Source organism: Pseudoruminococcus massiliensis (genome assembly GCF_900291955.1).
Classification (GTDB): domain Bacteria; phylum Bacillota; class Clostridia; order Oscillospirales; family Acutalibacteraceae; genus Pseudoruminococcus; species Pseudoruminococcus massiliensis.
In genome coordinates this window covers 19389-37487 of record NZ_OLMR01000001.1, presented here as the reverse complement: position 1 = coordinate 37487, position 18099 = coordinate 19389, and the positions used below count along the sequence as shown (strand labels likewise).

Sequence of the window (18099 nt, the reverse complement as noted above, 5' to 3'; positions counted from 1 at the left end):
TTATCTTATAATTATATTCTCCGTAAAATTTTTGCCAAATTTTCCTGTTTTAGGTAATGCAAGAGCGTAAATATCATCAGCTATGCTTTCACATTCAAACTGTCGCCTTGCCTCAAGACTAAGCTCTTTTATATCCTGAGCTTTCATGACTATTGGCAACTTTGCTGTTTTACGCATTTCTCGCAAAATTTCCTTACCCTTTTCATTAAAGCCAAGCACACGGATATATTGCGGAGGTATAGAACAATCGCTTTCGGTAATATGAAGCAAGGCTCTTAAAACAAGCCTTCTTAGCCTTGAATTAGGATAGCGTTTTGTTTTAATTTTATCAAAAAGTTCTTCAAGATTTGTTGCATTTAGGGAAACATTTCGCAATCTGTTTTCTATGCCCTCACTGATATTTGGAAGTTGCTTATATTCGCTTTCTGTCATAGTTCTAAGGCGATAAATGATAAGCTTTTCAAGGTTTGAAAAATCTACCGGAGCAGCTTTTTGACGAATAGCATTACAAATGATTTCGTAACTTTTTTCAGGGATAAATTTTTCATAGTTTGAATGAGATTTAATCAAAGAGCGTATAAATGATGCAGAGGCATAGTTTTCGTTAGGAGTCTGAGAATCGTGTGCAACACCACTTCTTATGATTGTTTTTGGTATAAGTGAACTACCTATATCACGAATAGCCTTGACATATTCAACCGCAAGAAGATTATTCGGAGCACGAATAATATCAGCATATTCATTTCCGAGCATATTTGCAAGCGATAGTTCTATTGCTCGTGCATAGCTCTCATTGCTTGAAACATATCCGGCAAACCAAGCTTTAAATTTTATACTTTCAAAAGTTTCGCATATTTTTTCTAATTTTTTAATATCACCACATTCGCTGCCAAAGAAAAGTGAATTGCAGCAGCCTAAGGCTTCTGCAAGGGTGACTCCACCAAAGGCATAGCTTTCTGCACTGGCTGTGGAATATGTCACTGGCATTAATACTACAAGGTCAACACCATTTTCGAGAGCAGATTTTGTTCTTGCATATTTGCTGATAATTGCAGGCTCGCCACGTTGGGTAAAGTTTCCACTCATAATTGCCACAATATGAGTTGCACCTTGCTCACGCATAGATTTTATAAGGTATTTGTGTCCGTTGTGAAATGGGTTAAATTCGCTGATTACAGAAAAAAGATTCAAAAAAATCACCCCTCATATCAAAAAAAAGTTGAAATGTTCCGTAGAATGTATTATTATTATAATAAATTAAAAAGAAATTTGCAACAAAAAGGAGTATTTATAATGGATATTCTCGTTATTAATGCAGGAAGTTCTTCATTAAAGTTCCAACTTATAAATATGGAGAACGAAGAAGTTCTCGCAAAGGGTATTTGTGAGAGAATTGGTTCAGATGGTAGCATCTTTACTTTTAAGTCACATACTGGTTTTCAGATTAAGGACAAGCCATTTCCTATGAATAACCACACAGACGCTTTTAACTGTGTTGTAAAGGCTATGCTTGACCCTGAAAACGGAGTTATTAAGAATATTTCTGATATTGCCGCTGTTGGTCATAGAGTTGTTCAGGGCGGCTCACTTTATAGAGAATCTGTCCTTATAGATGATGATGTCATCAAGGGAATAGAATCTCTCATTCCGCTTGCACCTCTCCATAATAAAGCTCATGTTGAGGGTATTGTTGCTTGCAGAAATGTTTTTGGCAAAGATTTGCCAGAGGTTGCTGTATTCGACACAGCCTTTCATTCAACAATGCCACCTAAGGCTTATATGTATCCTGTTCCTTACGAATATTATGAAAAGTATGGTATTCGCCGCTATGGTTTCCACGGAACTTCACACAGATATGTCAGCGGAAAGTGTGCAGAGCTTCTTGGCAAGGATATTAAGGATACAAAGATTATAAGCTGTCATCTTGGCAATGGCTCATCTATAACAGCTATTGATGGTGGCAAGGTTGTAGATACAAGTATGGGACTTACACCTCTCGATGGCTTTATGATGGGTACTCGTACAGGTACACTCGACCCGTCTGTTGTTACATTTATTGCTGAAAAGGAAGGTCTTACACCATCTGAGATGAGCGACCTTCTCAATAAAAAATCTGGTATGCTTGGTGTTTCTGGAATTTCAAGTGATGACAGAGATATTTGTGCAGCAGCAGCAAAGGGTGATCCAAGAGCAATACTTACACATCAAATGCTTGAATATGAAATTGCTAAGTTTATTGGAAGCTATATGGTAGTTCTCGGTGGTTGTGAAGCTATCATATTCACAGCTGGTATAGGTGAAAATCAGGCGAGCCATAGAACAGGTGTATGCAAATACTTTGAGTATATGGGCGTTAAGATTGATGAAAAGATTAATAATGAAACAATCAAAGGCAAGGGCGGTCTTATTTCTACACCAGATTCTACCATTAAAGTTTTTGTAATTCCTACAAATGAAGAACTTCTTATCGCAAGAGATACAAGAGATTTAATCAGTAAATAATAAAAATTAGCGGAGTAACTGTTGATTATGTTACTCCGCTATTTTTATGCACTATGTCGGATTTATTGCTCTTTAGCGTGGTTAGAATCTCCTGTTTCGGTGTTATCCCTAAAAAGAAGTGATATACACCATATTGCTGAGAGAGCAACCAGTGTATAGATTATTCGACTAACAATTCCAGTCTGACCGCCACATATCCAGGCAACAATATCAAATTGGAAAATTCCGACAGAGCCCCAGTTAAGACCTCCGATTATCAGAAGTATAAGTGCTATTTTATCCATCATAATAAATGACCTCCTTTGTTATGTGTTTTGAATAATGCTTACAAAGCCTGATAATAATATTGACAGTCTTTATTTAAAATATTCATCTCCATAAATTGCAACAAAGCTTTTTATTGTTTTCATAGCATTGCGTATATGCTTATAAACAGTTGCATCAGCTATGCCAAGAATATTTGAGATTTCTTTTATACTTTGATTTTCATAATAACGCTGATAAAAGCAAAAACGCTGTTTTTCAGTAAGCTCATTGTCTATTATTTTACGAAGTCCGTCTTTATATTCATTTAACCTGCCTAAGTTTGTTCCTTTTCTTTGATACTTTATAAACGATGTATAATTGTCAATTTCATTGGATATGGAAAGAAGTTTTTTACGCATTTTGACCACCTATAATAAGTTTAATTTTTTATATTCTTTGTTGCGCGAGCTTTCATAACCCTTGCGGTGAAATCGCAATCAACATACATTTCCTCTAACATTTTAATTCTGTGATTAAGCTCGTTAAGCTGAATACCATAGCTGCCCTTTTTTTCAATTTTTAGATTTTCTATTTTTTTTAAAAGTTCGTTAGCGGTTATCTTATATTCTCTTGCCATCTCATTATAATTCATAAAGAATCCTCCTTATATACACAAAATGTGTTATAAAATTTCAAAAAATAAAAGAGAACATCAAACTGAGACAAACTTATGTTCTCTTTATAGTTTAATTTTATCAAAGTAATTAATAAATGTCAATAGTTTTCTCGAAAATTTGTTCGCTAAAAATTTTTTATAAACTGTTGATTTTACACATAATGTGTGGTATAATATATTTGTTGTAAAATAATCGTAATTTACTATGGTTATAATATTTTTAAGAGGTGGCAGCTATGAGCGTATTTTCAGAACGACTAAAGGATTGCAGAAAACGATGTGGTTTTACACAAAGAGAGCTTGCTAATAAATTAGGTGTGGCGTCTTCAGCGGTAGGAATGTATGAGCAGGGCAGAAGAGAGCCAGATAGCACAATGCTTTTAAAAATTTGTGCTGTGCTAAATACTACTACAGACTATCTTCTTGGTTTAGATGATGGCAAATCTTTAAATCAGAATGAAAACCGTAATGTTAGTGAAGTTATAGACGAATTTACTGAAATGCTTGCTAACCAGAGTGGTCTTATGTTTGATGGTGAACCGATAACCGACGATGACAGAAGAAAGATTATTGATGCAATAAGAGTTGCTGCTGCCGTTGCGGTGAATAGTCGGAACCGTAACGGAGGTTAGATATGGAGAATATCGAAAGAATAACCTCAAATATAGTTAAGAAATATAATACTGATTCGCCATTTGAGCTTTGTGATTATCTCGGCATTAATGTTATATATCAGGAATTGCCCGATTGTGTTCGTGGCTTTTTTATAAAAATTTTAAAAAGCTTTGTTGTTGTGATAAATAATACCGTTGATGAAGATGAAGCAAAAGTAGTATGTGCTCACGAATTAGGACATATAATTTTACATAGTGAAACAAATTCAATCAGCCTTAATAGCAGAACGCATCTTTGCACATCAAAATATGAGCGTGAAGCAGATTTGTTTGCTGTTAATCTTCTCCTACAAGATGAAACCTTTTCAACATATGAAGGACTTAGCGTTGTAGAAATTTCAAGAATTACTCACATACCATTAAAGCTTATTACACTGAAATATTTTCCTGAATGATTTATTACTTGGAGGTGAGCATTATGAAATATTTTATAATTCGTGATAATTCTGATGTTGATTCACGACTTGCGATATTTGACTTCAATGGCAATGAAGTTTTTAAGGTTTCTGGCGAAATCTCTGGTAATAATCAGAAAATGGCAATCTCAAATATGAATGGTGAAGAATTTGTTGCAATAACCTCATCTCCTTTTGCATTTCCACATTTCAGGGTGAGAATTGGCAGAAAACGAATTATATTTATAATGACGCCTCAAGCAAAATCGCCTATGGCAATCTATGGAGCAAGCGTATATTTTGATGGTGTATTATTAACAGGAGATTATAAACTAACAGACCACAGCAAAAATATAGTTGCTAATCAAAAGCATAGCTGGTGTAAGCTTGGTGAATGTCATGAGCTTGAAATTTTAAATGAGGATTATATCTTAATTAGTCTTGCGGTATCATCAGCTATTAGCATATATTATGGAATTTATGACGAAAATAACACTGTTCCGATATAAATTTTCTGCATAAAAAAAGACAGCCCCTCATACATTGTAAAAAAGTGTATGAGGGGTTGATTTTATGCCGTGGTGGGCTATTTTGTTGATATGTGTTGGAGTATTCTTGGCTTTAGTTGCTATACGAAAGATTATGAAATCAAAACACCCTATCCGTTCAACTCTTTTGGGTTTGCTTTTAGGTCCTGCGTGTATGCTTGTGATAAATATAATTTCTATTTTTACAAGCGTAAGCATACCTATAAGTCCGCTCTCGCTTGGAATTTCATCTACTCTTGGTATTCCTGGGGTTACAGCTATGCTGTTGCTTCAACTGATATGTTAAAAGAAAGTTTATTTTGCTATCAGCTTATCAAGAGAGTCTTTTATCATTTCACGATTTTCTGTGAGAGCGGCAAGCAGAACAGTATAAATATATTGTGGGTCATTATAAAATGAACGCTTTATCAGATTAACCTGTGAATAGTCAGGCATAAATACTGTAAAGCTCATAAGTGTCATACTTCCGTCAGTAATTGAGAAAGAAACATTATATCCGCCGTTTTCAAGCTTTTCAACCTTAACGGGATTTTCTTTTTGAAGCTTTTGCTTGGCAAGAAGTGATATACAAGCGGAAAGTGCTTTATCTCTTGTTGTAAACGGCAATGTGGTATCAAGCTGGTTTGCAATCATTTTTCCTCTGCCAGTAAGAATATAATAATCTTTCGTATTCTCAAATTCTGCAATATTTCCACTTTGGAGGAGGTCATACATTGCATCATTTGTTTCAAAGTAATTGGCAAGTCCATTATTTACTATGACGGAAACAATATCCTCTTTTTTCAGTGGTCGATTTGCTGAATTTATAAGATAACAGATAAGGATACATATATCGCTTTTATTTCGCAGACCACCTGGCTCTACGCCACCTGTAAATGCGTCAAAATCCATAGTTTACACCTCGTGATATATACTTAAAATTTGATTTTACATATTTTGTAGATATAACAATCATATTATAGCATATTTGGGGTGAAATTTGAAATAGTTTAGAGAATTTTTCAAAAAATATACTTTAATTAAATGCATTCGAAATATATAAAAGAATTTTTAATTAGCTTTTTTTATGTAATATTTGATTTTTTACGGCATATATGGTAAAATAAATCTATATAAAATCAATGCCTTGTATTCAACTGTATAGCGGTTATTTCATATCGAGGTGTGTTGCTTGATATGAAATGAATGTTATCCTGATTGTGAGGTGAGAATATGGAAGAGCAAATGCCTTGGATTTGGCTATGTGTGATTATCTGTTCATGCTTTGTTGAATTTATTACATCTGTTCAGCTGACAGCTATCTGGATGGCTTTGGGTGGCATTGCTGCTATTATTGCAGAATTTTGTGATGCCCCGATTTACTTGCAGATTATAATTTTCTTAGTGGTAACGGCTGTTGCAATTATACTTACAAGACCACTTGCCAAAAAGCTAATGAAATTTGAAAAAACTGCAACAAATGCAGATATGTTTATCGGAAAAACAGGTACAGTTCTTACGCAGATAAACGGTAGAAAAGAGGTCGGCAGAGTAAAAGTTATGGGCGATGTATGGAGTGCTGTCGCAGATAATGATGAGATTATTCCCGAAAATACTGAGGTTTATATTAAAAGTATAGAGGGAGTAAAGCTAATCGTAGAAACTAAGAAATAATAAATTTTAAGAAAGAAGTGTTATTATGCAACCAATAGGTTGGGTGCTTTTGATTCTTGCAATTATCCTAATTATTATTATTATAAAAAACTTTCAGATTGTTCCGCAATCACACGCATATGTTATAGAAAGACTTGGTGCTTATAAGACAACTTGGTCAACAGGTCTGCACTTGAAGATTCCATTTATTGAGAGAGTTGCTAAAAGAGTTTCTTTAAAAGAGCAGGTTGTAGATTTTCCACCTCAGCCAGTTATTACTCGTGATAATGTAACAATGCAGATTGATACTGTTGTTTACTTCTATATCACAGACCCTAAGCTTTATGCTTATGGTGTTGAAAATCCTATTGCAGCTATTGAAAACCTTACTGCAACAACTCTCCGTAACATCATAGGTGACCTTGAGCTCGACAATACTCTTACTTCAAGAGATGTTATTAACACTAAGATTCAGGTTATTCTTGATGAAGCAACAGACGCTTGGGGAATTAAGGTTAAGCGTGTTGAGCTTAAAAACATTCTTCCGCCGAGAGAAATTCAGGCTGCTATGGAAAAGCAGATGAAGGCAGAGCGTGAAAGAAGAGCAAAGATTCTTGACGCAGAGGGCGATAAGCGTTCTCAGATTCTTGTTTCAGAGGGTTTAAAGGAATCTGCTATCCTCAAGGCTGATGCTATTAAGGAGAGTAAGATTCGTGAGGCACAGGGTGAAGCTGAGGCTATTATGACAGTTCAAAAGGCTTATGCAGACAGCTTAAAGATGTTGAACGAAGCTTCTCCAACAGATAAGGTTATTGCACTTAAGAGCCTTGAAGCTTTTGAAAAGGCTGCCGACGGCAGAGCAACAAAGATTATTATTCCGTCCGAGATTCAATCTATGGCAACTCTTGCCGCAACACTGAAAGAAATGGTTTCGGATAAAAATATAGATATTTCCCCGAAGCCTGAACATCAGGCTCAAACAACTGAAACAAATAGCTGAAAAACTAATTCTCGGAGGTTATGACAATGCACTTTACATTGCGTGAAAATTCAATTTTCGGAAAAGTATGTATAAGTGTATTCAAAAACAGATGACAACTAAGGCTGTGGAGCATATCCACAGCCTTGTGTTGTTTATTATGAAGTAAAAGAGGAAACCCTGTGTATAAATTTACTCAACAATTTGTTGAATATTGCGAATCTAATCTTAATTTAGAAGATTATAAAGGTTATGATTATAGTTCCATATCTGTTGTGCAGGCATTTTGGAATGATGATATATTACATACAGAAATAGGCGTATTAACAGAGGAAAATCCAAAGCTTGCCCTCTATGAAAATGATATGCCTATGGAAGAGGGCAGAAAATTATTCTTAGGTTTCTTCCATGGAAAATGGAGAGGAAATCTTGATGAGTTTTCACTTTGCAAAATGCAGCCTTGATAAATCATAAATTATTAAAAAGGGGATAGATTAAAATGTCAGAAAAGAAAAAAGTAGCTATTATCATGGGAAGCGACAGCGATTTTCCAACAGTTTCAGGAGCAATAAAAACTCTTGATTCTTTCGGAGTTCCGTTTGAGGTTCATGTAATGTCCGCTCACCGTACACCTGAGGCTGCGGAAAATTTCTCCAAAACAGCTAAGGCAAACGGTTTTGGTGTAATTATTTCAGCAGCAGGTAAGGCTGCACATCTCGGCGGAGTTCTTGCAGCTAATACTACACTTCCTGTAATCGGTATTCCGATAAAGTCCTCAACTCTTGACGGACTTGACGCACTTCTCGCAACTGTTCAAATGCCTTCTGGTATTCCTGTTGCAACAGTAGCTATTGACGGTGCTGCAAATGCTGCAATCCTCGCTGTACAGATGCTTGCACTTTCTGATGATGAGCTTGCTAAAAAGCTTGAGGACGAGAAGGTCAAGATGAAGAATGGCGTAGAGGCTAAGGACAAGGCTATTCAAGATAAGGTTAAGGAACTTTTGGGCAAGAACTGATTATTTCGATTCACCTTGAAATAAATAGGAGTTAAAATAATGACAGATTTATTTATTGAGGATAAAATCCACGATGAATGTGGTGTGTTTGGTATTTTCGGAAATGATGCAACTGATATTATTGACGAAACATATCTTGCACTTTATGCTTTACAGCACAGAGGAACTCTCGGTGCCGGTATTGCAATAAACGATAACGGCAATATGAGCGTTGTCAAGGGCTTTGGCGTTGTGCCAGAGGCTCTCCCTGAAAAGGAACTTTCAAGACTTAAAAAGGCTAAAATTGCTCTTGGTCATGTTCGTCATACAACAGCATCTGTTGCAAACGACAGAACATCAATTCAGCCTCTTCTTATGAGATATGTCAATGGTCAGCTTTCACTTGCTCTTAATGGTGCTTTGACTAATTATTCTGAGCTTAGAGAACATCTTCATCGTGGCGGTGCGATTTTCCAATCAAATAGTGATATTGAGGTTATCGCATATATCATAGCTCAAGAAAGACTTGAAACTGCAAGCATAGAAGAAGCCGTTCTGAATGCTATGGATAAAATTAAGGGTGCGTATTCAATGGTAATGATGGCACCGTCACGCTTAATTGGTGTGCGTGACCCGAGAGGATTCAGACCACTTTGTATTGGTAAGCTTGGTAAGAATTATATTATCACAAGTGAATCTTGCGTTTTCGATAGCCTTGGCGGAGAATTTGTAAGAGATGTCGAACCGGGCGAAATGGTTGTAATTGATGATGAGGGCGTACACAGCTATAAGAATAATTGTGGTGGTAAGACAAGCCTATGTATTTTTGAGTTCGTATACTTTGCAAGACCTGATTCAGTTCTTGACGGTATGTGCGTAAATATTGCAAGACAGAGAGCAGGCATTGAGCTTGCTAAGGAACACCCTGTTGAGGCTGATATGGTATGTGCTGTTCCTGATTGCGGAATTGACGCTGCTATCGGTTATTCAATGCAATCAGGTATTCAATATGGCGTTGGACTTGTAAAGAACAGATTTATCGGCAGAGCTCACAACAATAGAAAAAAACACGCTCAATATAACTTGAGAATCAAGCTTAACGCTATGAAATCAAATGTTCAGGGCAAAAGAATTGTTCTCATTGATGATTCTATCGTTAAAGGCGAAACAAGTAAGCATATTGTTTCAATGCTAAAGAAAGCAGGAGCTAAGGAAGTTCATCTTAGAATTTCTTCTCCACCATTTAAGTATCCTTGCTATTTTGGCACAGATATTGACAGCACAGATAATCTCATAGCTGCACATAAGAGTATTGATGAGATGTGTGCTGAAATCGGTGCAGATTCTCTTGGTTTCCTAAGCATAGACGGTTTGCATAGAATTGCTGATGAATGTAAGATTGATTTCTGTGACGCTTGCTTCAGCGGAGATTATCCGATAGAGGCTTCAAGACAATCACACGAGGATAAGTATTCAAAGAAACTCTAAGCTAAAATTTGTTTGGTAAAATAATTAAAATATATTTTTCGGAGGTACAATATGAAAAGCTATAGTGACAGCTATAAGGCTGCAGGTGTTGATGTTACAGCAGGTTACAAGGCGGTTGAACTTATGAAGGCTCATGTCGCTAAGACAATGACTTCTGGTGTTCTTTCAGGAATAGGCGGCTTTGGCGGTCTTTTCGAGCTTGATGTTGAGAATATCAAAAAGCCTGTTCTTGTTTCCGGTACAGACGGTGTTGGCACAAAGCTGAAGATTGCTTTCCTTATGGATAAGCATGATACAGTTGGTATTGACTGTGTTGCTATGTGCGTAAACGATGTCATCTGCTGCGGTGCAAAGCCACAATTCTTCCTTGACTATATCGCAGTAGGTAAGAATGTTCCTGAGAAGGTTGCTTCAATCGTTTCTGGCGTTGCAGAAGGCTGTATTCAGAGTGGTTGTGCATTGATTGGCGGAGAAACTGCTGAAATGCCTGGTTTCTATCCAGTTGATGAATATGACCTTGCTGGTTTCTCTGTTGGTGTTGTAGATAAGGACAAGATTCTTGACCCATCAACACAAAAAGCCGGAGATGTAATGATTGGTATTAAATCAAGCGGTGTTCACTCAAACGGCTTTTCACTTGTCCGTAAGGTATTCTATGTAAATGAGGAAACTCTTTCTACATATTATGATGAGCTTGGTGCAACTCTTGGCGAAACACTTCTTACACCTACTAAGATTTATGTTAAGGCTGTTCAGTCTTTACTTGACGCAGTTAAGGTTAAATCTATTTCTCATATCACTGGCGGCGGCTTCTATGAGAATATTCCTCGTTCACTTCCAAAGGGACTTTCTGCTAAGATTGCAAGAGCTGATGTACAGGTTCTTCCAATATTCGATTTGATTGCTAAGGTTGGTAACATTCCTGAGCACGATATGTTCAACACATTTAATATGGGTGTTGGTATGACAGTTGTAGTAGACAAGGCTGACGCAGATAAGGCTATCGCAGCAATCAAGGCAGCAGGCGAAGAAGCTTATGTTCTTGGTGAGCTTGTTGAAAGTGATGAGGGTGTTATCATCTGCTAATTTTCGGGAGAGTATAATATGAAAAATATAGTTGTTCTCGTTTCGGGCGGAGGCACTAATCTTCAGGCTTTGATAGACGCACAGGAGAGCGGAATAATCAAGGGTGGCAAGATTACTTGCGTTATAGCATCTAAAGAAGGTGCTTATGCCCTTGAAAGAGCAAAAAAGCATAACATCAAGGGGATAGTTTGTCCGAGAAAGGAATATCCTGATTCCGTTTCTTACAGCAAGGAAATTTTAAGACTTCTTCAAGAAGAAAAGGCTGATTTGATTGTTTATGCAGGCTTTATGATTATTCTTGATGAGATAGTTTCTCGTGCATATCCAAATAGAATAATGAATGTTCACCCCGCACTTATTCCGTCATTCTGCGGAAAAGGTTTTTATGGACTTAGAGTTCACGAAGCAGCACTTGAAAAGGGCGTTAAGGTTACAGGTGCGACAGTTCATTTTGCAAATGAGGTATGCGATGGTGGACCTATCATTTTGCAAAAGGCTGTTGATGTTCTTGAGGACGATACACCTGAAACACTTCAACGCAGAGTTATGGAACAGTGTGAGTGGAAGATTCTCCCAGAGGCAGTATCACTTTTCTGTCAAGATAGATTGGAAGTTGTAGATGGAAAGGTTCATATTCGTAGTAAGTAATGAAAAATGTGCTACTGAACGGGCGAACAAAGTTCGCCCCTACGATTTGTTAACTAACTTAATTTAAGACAGTTAAAAGTTTCGCTCAAGCCTTTTTAAAGCGGCGAGCCGCCGCCCCCAAGACGCGTAGTCGGTTTTGCAAGCAAAACCTCGATATTCTAAACCGACTTTTATTCACGCGGAGGAAGTAATTACCCAATGGGTGAAAAAGCATAAAATAGTAAACGAAAGGAAGTCGAAAATGATAGATATTAAAGAAGAATTAAGTGGAAACACATATCCAGGCAGAGGAATTATTATAGGAAAAAGTGATGATGGCGAGAAAATAGTTATCGGCTATTTCATTATGGGCAGAAGCGAAAACAGCCGTAACAGAATTTTTGTTGCTGAGGGTGCAGACCTTAAAACAAAGGCTTTCGATGAATCAAAGCTTCAAGACCCATCTTTGATTATCTATGCACCAGTAAGAGAAATCGGTGAAACAACAGTTGTCACAAACGGCGACCAGACGGATACTGTTCGTGATTTTATTCTTGAGGGAAAATCCTTTGAGGACGCTCTAAGAACTCGTACATTCGAGCCAGACCCCCCGAATTTTACACCGAGAATTTCGGGTATCGTAAATCGTCACAACGGAACATTCTCATATAAAATGTCTATTCTCAAGAGTGATAATAACAGAGAAAAAGCTGTACTCAGATTTTTCTATGAGTATGCAGAGCCTATTTCTGGCGAGGGACACTTTATTCATACATATGAGCATGACGGCAATCCTATTCCGTCATTTAAGGGTGAGCCAAAGCGTATAAAGCTTTCAGGTGATATTGACGAATTTACAAAGCAGGTTTGGGAAAGCCTTAATCCTGATAATAAGGTTTCATTCTTTGCAAGATATATTGACATCAAAACAGGCAAGACTGAATCCCGTATCGTAAACAAAAATTCATAATAAAAGGAATGAACAGAATGAACGAATTAGAACTCAAATATGGTTGTAACCCTAATCAGAAGCCATCAAGAATCTTTATGGAAAATGGAGCAGATTTACCTATCGAGGTTCTCAATGGTAAGCCTGGTTATATCAATTTCCTTGATGCTTTCAATAGCTGGCAGTTGGTTTCAGAGCTTAAAGCAGCAACAGGACTTCCAGCAGCAGCGTCTTTTAAGCATGTAAGCCCAGCTGGTGCAGCCGTTGCAACAGAACTTTCTGATACTCTCAAGAAGATTTATTTTGTTGACGATTTAGAGCTTTCTCCTATTGCAAGTGCATATGCAAAGGCTCGTGGTGCGGACAGAATGTCCTCATACGGTGACTGGGCGGCTCTTTCTGATGTCTGCGACAAGGAAACAGCTTTAATTCTCAAGCGTGAAGTTTCTGACGGTATCATCGCCCCTGGATATACAGATGAAGCACTTGAAATCCTTAAGAGCAAGAGAAGAGGAACATATAACATAGTTAAGATTGACCCTAACTATGTTCCAGCAGCTATTGAACATAAGCAGGTTTATGGTATTACTTTTGAGCAAGGCAGAAACAGCCTCAAGATTGACGAGGAGTTGCTCAAGAACTTCCCAACAGACAACAAGACTTTCACTGATGAGGCAAAGCGTGATTTGATTATTGCTTTGATTACACTTAAGTATACACAGTCCAATTCTGTTTGTTATGCAAAGGACGGACAGGCTATCGGTGTTGGTGCAGGTCAGCAGTCAAGAATCCATTGCACAAGACTTGCAGGAAACAAGGCTGATATATGGTATCTCCGCCAGAATCCAAAGGTTATGGCACTTCCATTCAAGGAGGATATTCGCCGTCCTGACCGTGACAACACTATTGATGTTTATATTTCTGATGATTACGAAGATGTTCTTGCGGACGGTATCTGGGAACAGTTCTTCACAGAAAAGCCAGAACCACTTACTCGTGAGGAGAAAAAGGAATGGCTCAAAACATTCAGTGGAGTATCTCTTGGTTCAGACGCATTCTTCCCATTCGGTGACAATATTGAAAGAGCTCACAGGAGTGGTGTAGAATTTATTGCACAGCCAGGTGGTTCTATTCGTGATGATAATGTTATTGAGGTTTGTAATAAGTACAATATCGCAATGGCATTTACAGGAATCAGACTTTTCCATCACTAATAAAAACCTTAACTTCATAGAAAAGAGGTATATAAAATGGATATACTTATGCTTGGAAGCGGTGGCAGAGAACACGCACTTATCAAGAAATTAAAGGAAAGTCCTAAAGCAGGAAAAATTTATTGTGCCCCAGGTAATGGCGGTATTTCGAAGGACGCTGAGTGTGTTAATATCAGCGTTATGGATAAAGAGAATATAATTGCTTTCGCTAAGGAAAAGAATATAGACCTTGTTTTTGTTGCACCTGATGACCCACTTGCTGCAGGTGTTGTTGACGCTCTTAATGATGCGGGAATCAGAGCTTTCGGTCCTGTTGCAAAGGCTGCTGAAATCGAGAGCAGTAAGGTTTTCTCTAAGAACCTTATGAAAAAATATAACATTCCAACTGCTGGTTATGAGGTTTTCTCTGACCCTGAAAAGGCTATTGCATACATCGAGGAACAGAATAAGTTCCCAACAGTTATAAAGGCTGACGGACTTGCTCTTGGTAAGGGCGTTATTATTGCACAGAGTCTTGAAGAAGCTAAAGACGCAGTTAAGGAAATTATGGAAGATAAGAAATTTGGCGAATCTGGCAACAATGTTGTTATCGAGGAGTTTCTTACAGGCCCTGAGGTTTCTGTTCTTGCATTTACTGACGGCAAGACACTCAAGCCTATGATTTCCTCTATGGACCATAAGCGTGCATTAGACGGTGACAAGGGACTTAACACAGGCGGTATGGGAACAATCAGCCCTAACCCTTATTATACAGATGATATGGCAGAAGTTTGTATGAAGACAATCTTTATGCCAACTGTTGAGGCTATGAACAAAGAGGGCAGACCTTTCAAGGGTTGTCTTTACTTTGGACTTATGCTCACACCAGATGGTCCTAAGGTTATCGAATACAATTCTCGTTTCGGTGACCCTGAGGCACAGGTTGTCCTTACACTTCTTGATAGCGATTTGGTCGATATTGTCAATGCTGTTATTGATGAAAAGCTTGACCAAGTAGACATCAAATGGTCAAAGGATAATGCTGCTTGCATAGTTATGGCAAGTGGTGGCTATCCTGAGGCATATAAGAAGGGTATCGAGATGGACGGCTTTGATGAAAACGGTCAGGTTGACGGTGCAGTTGTTTTCCACGCAGGAACTAAGTTTGAGAACGGAAAGTTCTATACAAACGGCGGTAGAGTAATCGGTGTTACTGCAAAGGGAGAAACTCTTGAGAAAGCCCTTGATAACGCTTATGCGGCTGTTGAGAAAATCAGCTTTGACGGTGCTCATTACAGAAAAGATATAGGCAGAACAAGAAAGTAATTGTTTGGGTTCTAAAATATGACATAAATTCAGCCCCCGACTGTGAGATAATAAACACAGTCGGGGGTGATTTTTTGCATAGGGTTATATACATAGACATACTGTTTTGCGTAAATTTCATTATCGACTTTATGCTGTTGTTGTCGGTAAGAAAATTTCTTTCGCTAAAGGCAAGATACCGAAGAATGGTTTTAGGAGGCTTGGTTGGAGCGACTTCGTCCTTTGTAATATTTCTACCGCCGATGAATGAATTTTTAAGTCTTATAATTCGTCTTGTGACGGCTTTTGCGGTGGTTTTTGCAACATTTTTTCCGACAAGCAGAAAATCCTTTTTGAAATCAGTATCAGCATATTTTCTTATAACTTTTTGTTTCTGCGGAGCTTGTATTGCTTTTTTTATGCTGTTTTCGCCACCTGTCGCTATAAGGAATGGTGCTGTTTATATAGATATTTCACCGATTATGCTTGTAGGGATAATTTTAGCCTGTTACATAATTATTCGTATTATTTGCAGAGTGAGTGGTCGTTCTTTAGCAAGTCAGGAAATTTGTTGGCTTGTGGTTGAGAATAATGAAAAAAGTGTTAAGCTTATCGCTAAGACAGACACAGGGAATATGCTGAAAGAACCATTCTCAAATTTACCTGTTATAGTCGCAGAAAGAGAAAAGCTTGAAGTAGTTTTGCCAAGTGAGATTTCTGATTATCTTGCAAAGACTGTTTCTGTTAGTGATACTTCTTGTGATTATGTAAGTGGTATAAGACTTGTTCCATATAATAGCGTAGGTGGAGAGGGTTTATTACCAGCGTTTAAGCCTGATTCTATAAAGGTTATTTTAAACGGAAAAAATATAGAGTCAGAGGCATATATAGCTGTAACAAGCAGAAGGTTATCAGAGAGTTTTTCTGCAATAATTCCATCAGAAATTATATTAAATTAGCGGAGGAAAACGGTATGAACATTTTTCAAAAAATTATATGTATAATCAGATTTAAGTTGCTAAAGCATAGACTTTTAAAATTTGGTGAGGTTCATTACATAAACGGTTCAGAAACACTTCCTGCACCTCTTAAAAAGAATGAGGAAGAGCTTGTGATGAAAAAATTAGCCGAGGGCGACGAATCGGCAAGAGAAACTTTGATTACACATAATTTAAGGCTTGTAGTTTATATTGCAAAAAAGTTTGAATCAAAATCAGCAAGCGTAGAGGATTTAATTTCTATCGGAACGATAGGTCTTATAAAGGCAGTGAGAACCTTTAATCCCGAAAAAAATATTAAGCTTGCAACCTATGCTTCTCGTTGTATTGAAAACGAAATTCTTATGTTTCTAAGAAAAAGCTCACAGCAAAAAAACGAAATTTCCATAGATGAACCACTTAATGTTGATTGGGACGGCAACGAGCTTCTTATTTCAGATATATTGAGTTGTGATGATGATAGCGTAAACTGTAATATTGAGCGTGAATCTGAACATAAGCTATTGCTTAAAGCAGTAAGCAGGCTTTCTGGCAGAGAACGAGAAATTATGGAGCTTCGTTTTGGTTTAAATGGTGAGTGCGAGCATACTCAAAAACAAGTTGCAGATAAGCTGAAAATTTCTCAGTCCTATATATCAAGGCTTGAAAAAAAGATAATTTCAAGGTTGAAAAAAGATTTAGAAATGTCAAATTTTATATAACAATATGGGCTTTGGTTTTTGCCAAGGCTCTTTTTATTTTCATTAATGGTACTTTAATTACTCATAATTTACGAATTGTTCTTTTTTGTGTATTGACACACAAATTTATGAATGATATTATAAAAATATAGATTTCTAAAATTTTTGTTGAAATATGCAATAAATGAAATGAGGTTATTTACTTGATAAAAAAATCACTTGCACTAATTATGGCAGCAATGATTGCTATGTCGTTTACAGCTTGTAATAGTGGCTCTGATGGAGAATCTTCTGCTGAATCCACTAATACATCATCTTCCGCAGAAAGTAGTGTTGTATCAGAAACAGAATCAAAGACTACATCAAATTCAGAATCGAGTACTACATCATCAGAAACAAGCCAATCTACTAAGTATTCAATTTCAGATTTGAAAATTCCAAGCGGTTGTGGACCACTCCTAAAGCCAGCTCTGCAGGAATTTATGAATACTATGGATTCAGAAAAATATCTTATAAAGTATGCTGTTGAATATCTTACAGAATCTACAAATGGCAAGGTCGTTAAGGGTACAAATACTGTTAAGAGAAGTGGCAATAAGATATCTTCATTTATGGACGCAGAAGACTATGATACAAATCTCCAAATTGTTAAAGATAATAAGGTCTATGAAGTTGATGATAGTAAAAAGACAGTAACATGGGCAAATGTAGAAGATAATCTTGTTGATAATTTTACAGTTTATACTGCAAATATTTTCTATATTAGCTCACTTGAACTTTGCGGAAGTGGCAAGGAAACAATAAATGGCACAGAGTATGACTATGAAGAATATAAAGAGCCTGAAAGTAACTCATCTGCAAGTGAATCTTCTGCTGAATCATCAGGAGAAAAAAAGGTTGAAAGAGCAAAATATTATTTTGATAGCAATGGAAAGTTAGCAGGCTTAAAACATACGCAGAACAATTATTACTATACAACAATGATTATTGAGCTTAGTCAAAATGTAAGTGATGCCGATTTTGAATATCCATCAGATTATACACTTACAGAAAGAAGTGAGCTTTCTGAGGATTCAGCTGCTTCTTCAACAGCGTCTTCAACTTCATTAAACTAAAGAAAGTAG

At 37.1% G+C, this 18099-nt stretch carries 23 protein-coding genes; 18 read left to right on the top strand and 5 right to left on the bottom strand.

What is annotated here, in order from left to right:
* On the bottom strand, positions 1-1191 hold the full coding sequence (locus C9914_RS00215; RefSeq protein WP_158707292.1) for a nucleotidyltransferase: 1191 nt from the start codon (positions 1189-1191) through the stop codon (positions 1-3).
* A 102-nt stretch (positions 1192-1293) separates the two neighbouring features.
* Between C9914_RS00215 and C9914_RS00210 the strand changes: the two genes are divergently transcribed.
* Complete coding sequence (locus C9914_RS00210; RefSeq protein WP_022264819.1) at positions 1294-2502, top strand: acetate kinase; 1209 nt, start codon at positions 1294-1296, stop codon at positions 2500-2502.
* A 62-nt stretch (positions 2503-2564) separates the two neighbouring features.
* On the opposite strand, the gene C9914_RS00205 is transcribed toward C9914_RS00210, so the two are convergent.
* The 3 genes from C9914_RS00205 to C9914_RS00195 form a co-directional block, all read right to left on the bottom strand.
* Complete coding sequence (locus C9914_RS00205; protein WP_106762642.1) at positions 2565-2789, bottom strand: DUF378 domain-containing protein; 225 nt, start codon at positions 2787-2789, stop codon at positions 2565-2567.
* Positions 2790-2858: 69 nt separating this feature from the next.
* Complete coding sequence (locus tag C9914_RS00200) at positions 2859-3167, bottom strand: RNA polymerase sigma factor (RefSeq protein ID WP_106762640.1); 309 nt, start codon at positions 3165-3167, stop codon at positions 2859-2861.
* 20 nt (positions 3168-3187) lie between these two features.
* Positions 3188-3400, bottom strand: a complete 213-nt coding sequence (locus C9914_RS00195) for a hypothetical protein (RefSeq protein WP_106762639.1) — start codon at positions 3398-3400, stop codon at positions 3188-3190.
* Between the two features lie 260 nt (positions 3401-3660).
* Here C9914_RS00195 and C9914_RS00190 point away from each other — a divergent pair, with 260 nt between their 5' ends.
* From C9914_RS00190 to C9914_RS00175, 4 genes are all read left to right on the top strand, one after another.
* The gene (locus tag C9914_RS00190; RefSeq protein WP_022264815.1) at positions 3661-4056 is read left to right on the top strand and encodes a helix-turn-helix domain-containing protein; all 396 of its coding nucleotides are present in this window, start codon (positions 3661-3663) and stop codon (positions 4054-4056) included.
* A gap of 2 nt (positions 4057-4058) precedes the next feature.
* Entirely contained in the window at positions 4059-4493 is a 435-nt protein-coding gene (locus C9914_RS00185; RefSeq protein ID WP_106762637.1) for an ImmA/IrrE family metallo-endopeptidase, read from the top strand.
* 23 nt (positions 4494-4516) lie between these two features.
* Positions 4517-5002 (top strand): LURP-one-related/scramblase family protein, encoded by a 486-nt coding sequence (locus tag C9914_RS00180; RefSeq protein WP_022264813.1) that lies wholly within the window; start codon positions 4517-4519, stop codon positions 5000-5002.
* A 64-nt stretch (positions 5003-5066) separates the two neighbouring features.
* A complete protein-coding gene (locus tag C9914_RS00175; RefSeq protein WP_022264812.1) occupies positions 5067-5327 on the top strand; it encodes a pro-sigmaK processing inhibitor BofA family protein in 261 nt (86 codons plus the stop codon).
* Positions 5328-5335: 8 nt separating this feature from the next.
* Here C9914_RS00175 and C9914_RS00170 read toward each other — a convergent pair whose 3' ends face one another.
* Complete coding sequence (locus tag C9914_RS00170) at positions 5336-5932, bottom strand: DUF4364 family protein (protein ID WP_106762635.1); 597 nt, start codon at positions 5930-5932, stop codon at positions 5336-5338.
* 321 nt (positions 5933-6253) lie between these two features.
* On the opposite strand from C9914_RS00170, the gene C9914_RS00165 reads away from it, so the two are divergent.
* The 13 genes from C9914_RS00165 to C9914_RS00105 all read left to right on the top strand — a co-directional run bounded on the left by C9914_RS00165 (position 6254) and on the right by C9914_RS00105 (position 18090).
* Complete coding sequence (locus C9914_RS00165) at positions 6254-6694, top strand: NfeD family protein (RefSeq protein WP_022264808.1); 441 nt, start codon at positions 6254-6256, stop codon at positions 6692-6694.
* A gap of 25 nt (positions 6695-6719) precedes the next feature.
* Complete coding sequence (locus C9914_RS00160; RefSeq protein WP_181013426.1) at positions 6720-7673, top strand: SPFH domain-containing protein; 954 nt, start codon at positions 6720-6722, stop codon at positions 7671-7673.
* A 161-nt stretch (positions 7674-7834) separates the two neighbouring features.
* Positions 7835-8116, top strand: coding sequence for a hypothetical protein (locus C9914_RS00155; RefSeq protein ID WP_106762634.1), 282 nt, complete (start codon positions 7835-7837; stop codon positions 8114-8116).
* A gap of 35 nt (positions 8117-8151) precedes the next feature.
* Positions 8152-8670 (top strand): 5-(carboxyamino)imidazole ribonucleotide mutase, encoded by a 519-nt coding sequence (purE, locus tag C9914_RS00150; RefSeq protein WP_022264805.1) that lies wholly within the window; start codon positions 8152-8154, stop codon positions 8668-8670.
* Between the two features lie 39 nt (positions 8671-8709).
* Positions 8710-10137: an amidophosphoribosyltransferase gene (gene purF, locus C9914_RS00145; protein ID WP_106762632.1), complete on the top strand. Its 1428-nt coding sequence runs from the start codon at positions 8710-8712 to the stop codon at positions 10135-10137.
* A gap of 51 nt (positions 10138-10188) precedes the next feature.
* Positions 10189-11223 carry a phosphoribosylformylglycinamidine cyclo-ligase gene (gene purM, locus C9914_RS00140; RefSeq protein ID WP_022264803.1) on the top strand — a complete coding sequence of 345 codons (1035 nt, stop codon included), beginning with the start codon at positions 10189-10191 and terminating at the stop codon, positions 11221-11223.
* 18 nt (positions 11224-11241) lie between these two features.
* Positions 11242-11871 carry a phosphoribosylglycinamide formyltransferase gene (gene purN, locus C9914_RS00135; protein ID WP_106762630.1) on the top strand — a complete coding sequence of 210 codons (630 nt, stop codon included), beginning with the start codon at positions 11242-11244 and terminating at the stop codon, positions 11869-11871.
* A 241-nt stretch (positions 11872-12112) separates the two neighbouring features.
* Positions 12113-12820: an IMP cyclohydrolase gene (locus C9914_RS00130; protein WP_106762628.1), complete on the top strand. Its 708-nt coding sequence runs from the start codon at positions 12113-12115 to the stop codon at positions 12818-12820.
* 17 nt (positions 12821-12837) lie between these two features.
* Positions 12838-14013: a phosphoribosylaminoimidazolecarboxamide formyltransferase gene (locus C9914_RS00125; RefSeq protein WP_022264800.1), complete on the top strand. Its 1176-nt coding sequence runs from the start codon at positions 12838-12840 to the stop codon at positions 14011-14013.
* A 36-nt stretch (positions 14014-14049) separates the two neighbouring features.
* On the top strand, positions 14050-15318 hold the full coding sequence (gene purD / locus C9914_RS00120) for a phosphoribosylamine--glycine ligase (protein WP_022264799.1): 1269 nt from the start codon (positions 14050-14052) through the stop codon (positions 15316-15318).
* Positions 15319-15392: 74 nt separating this feature from the next.
* Positions 15393-16256, top strand: a complete 864-nt coding sequence (locus C9914_RS00115; protein ID WP_158707291.1) for a sigma-E processing peptidase SpoIIGA — start codon at positions 15393-15395, stop codon at positions 16254-16256.
* A 14-nt stretch (positions 16257-16270) separates the two neighbouring features.
* Positions 16271-16996 (top strand): RNA polymerase sporulation sigma factor SigE, encoded by a 726-nt coding sequence (gene sigE, locus C9914_RS00110; RefSeq protein ID WP_106762624.1) that lies wholly within the window; start codon positions 16271-16273, stop codon positions 16994-16996.
* Between the two features lie 182 nt (positions 16997-17178).
* Positions 17179-18090 carry a hypothetical protein gene (locus tag C9914_RS00105; protein ID WP_106762622.1) on the top strand — a complete coding sequence of 304 codons (912 nt, stop codon included), beginning with the start codon at positions 17179-17181 and terminating at the stop codon, positions 18088-18090.
* The last annotated feature ends 9 nt before the right edge of the window (positions 18091-18099 follow it).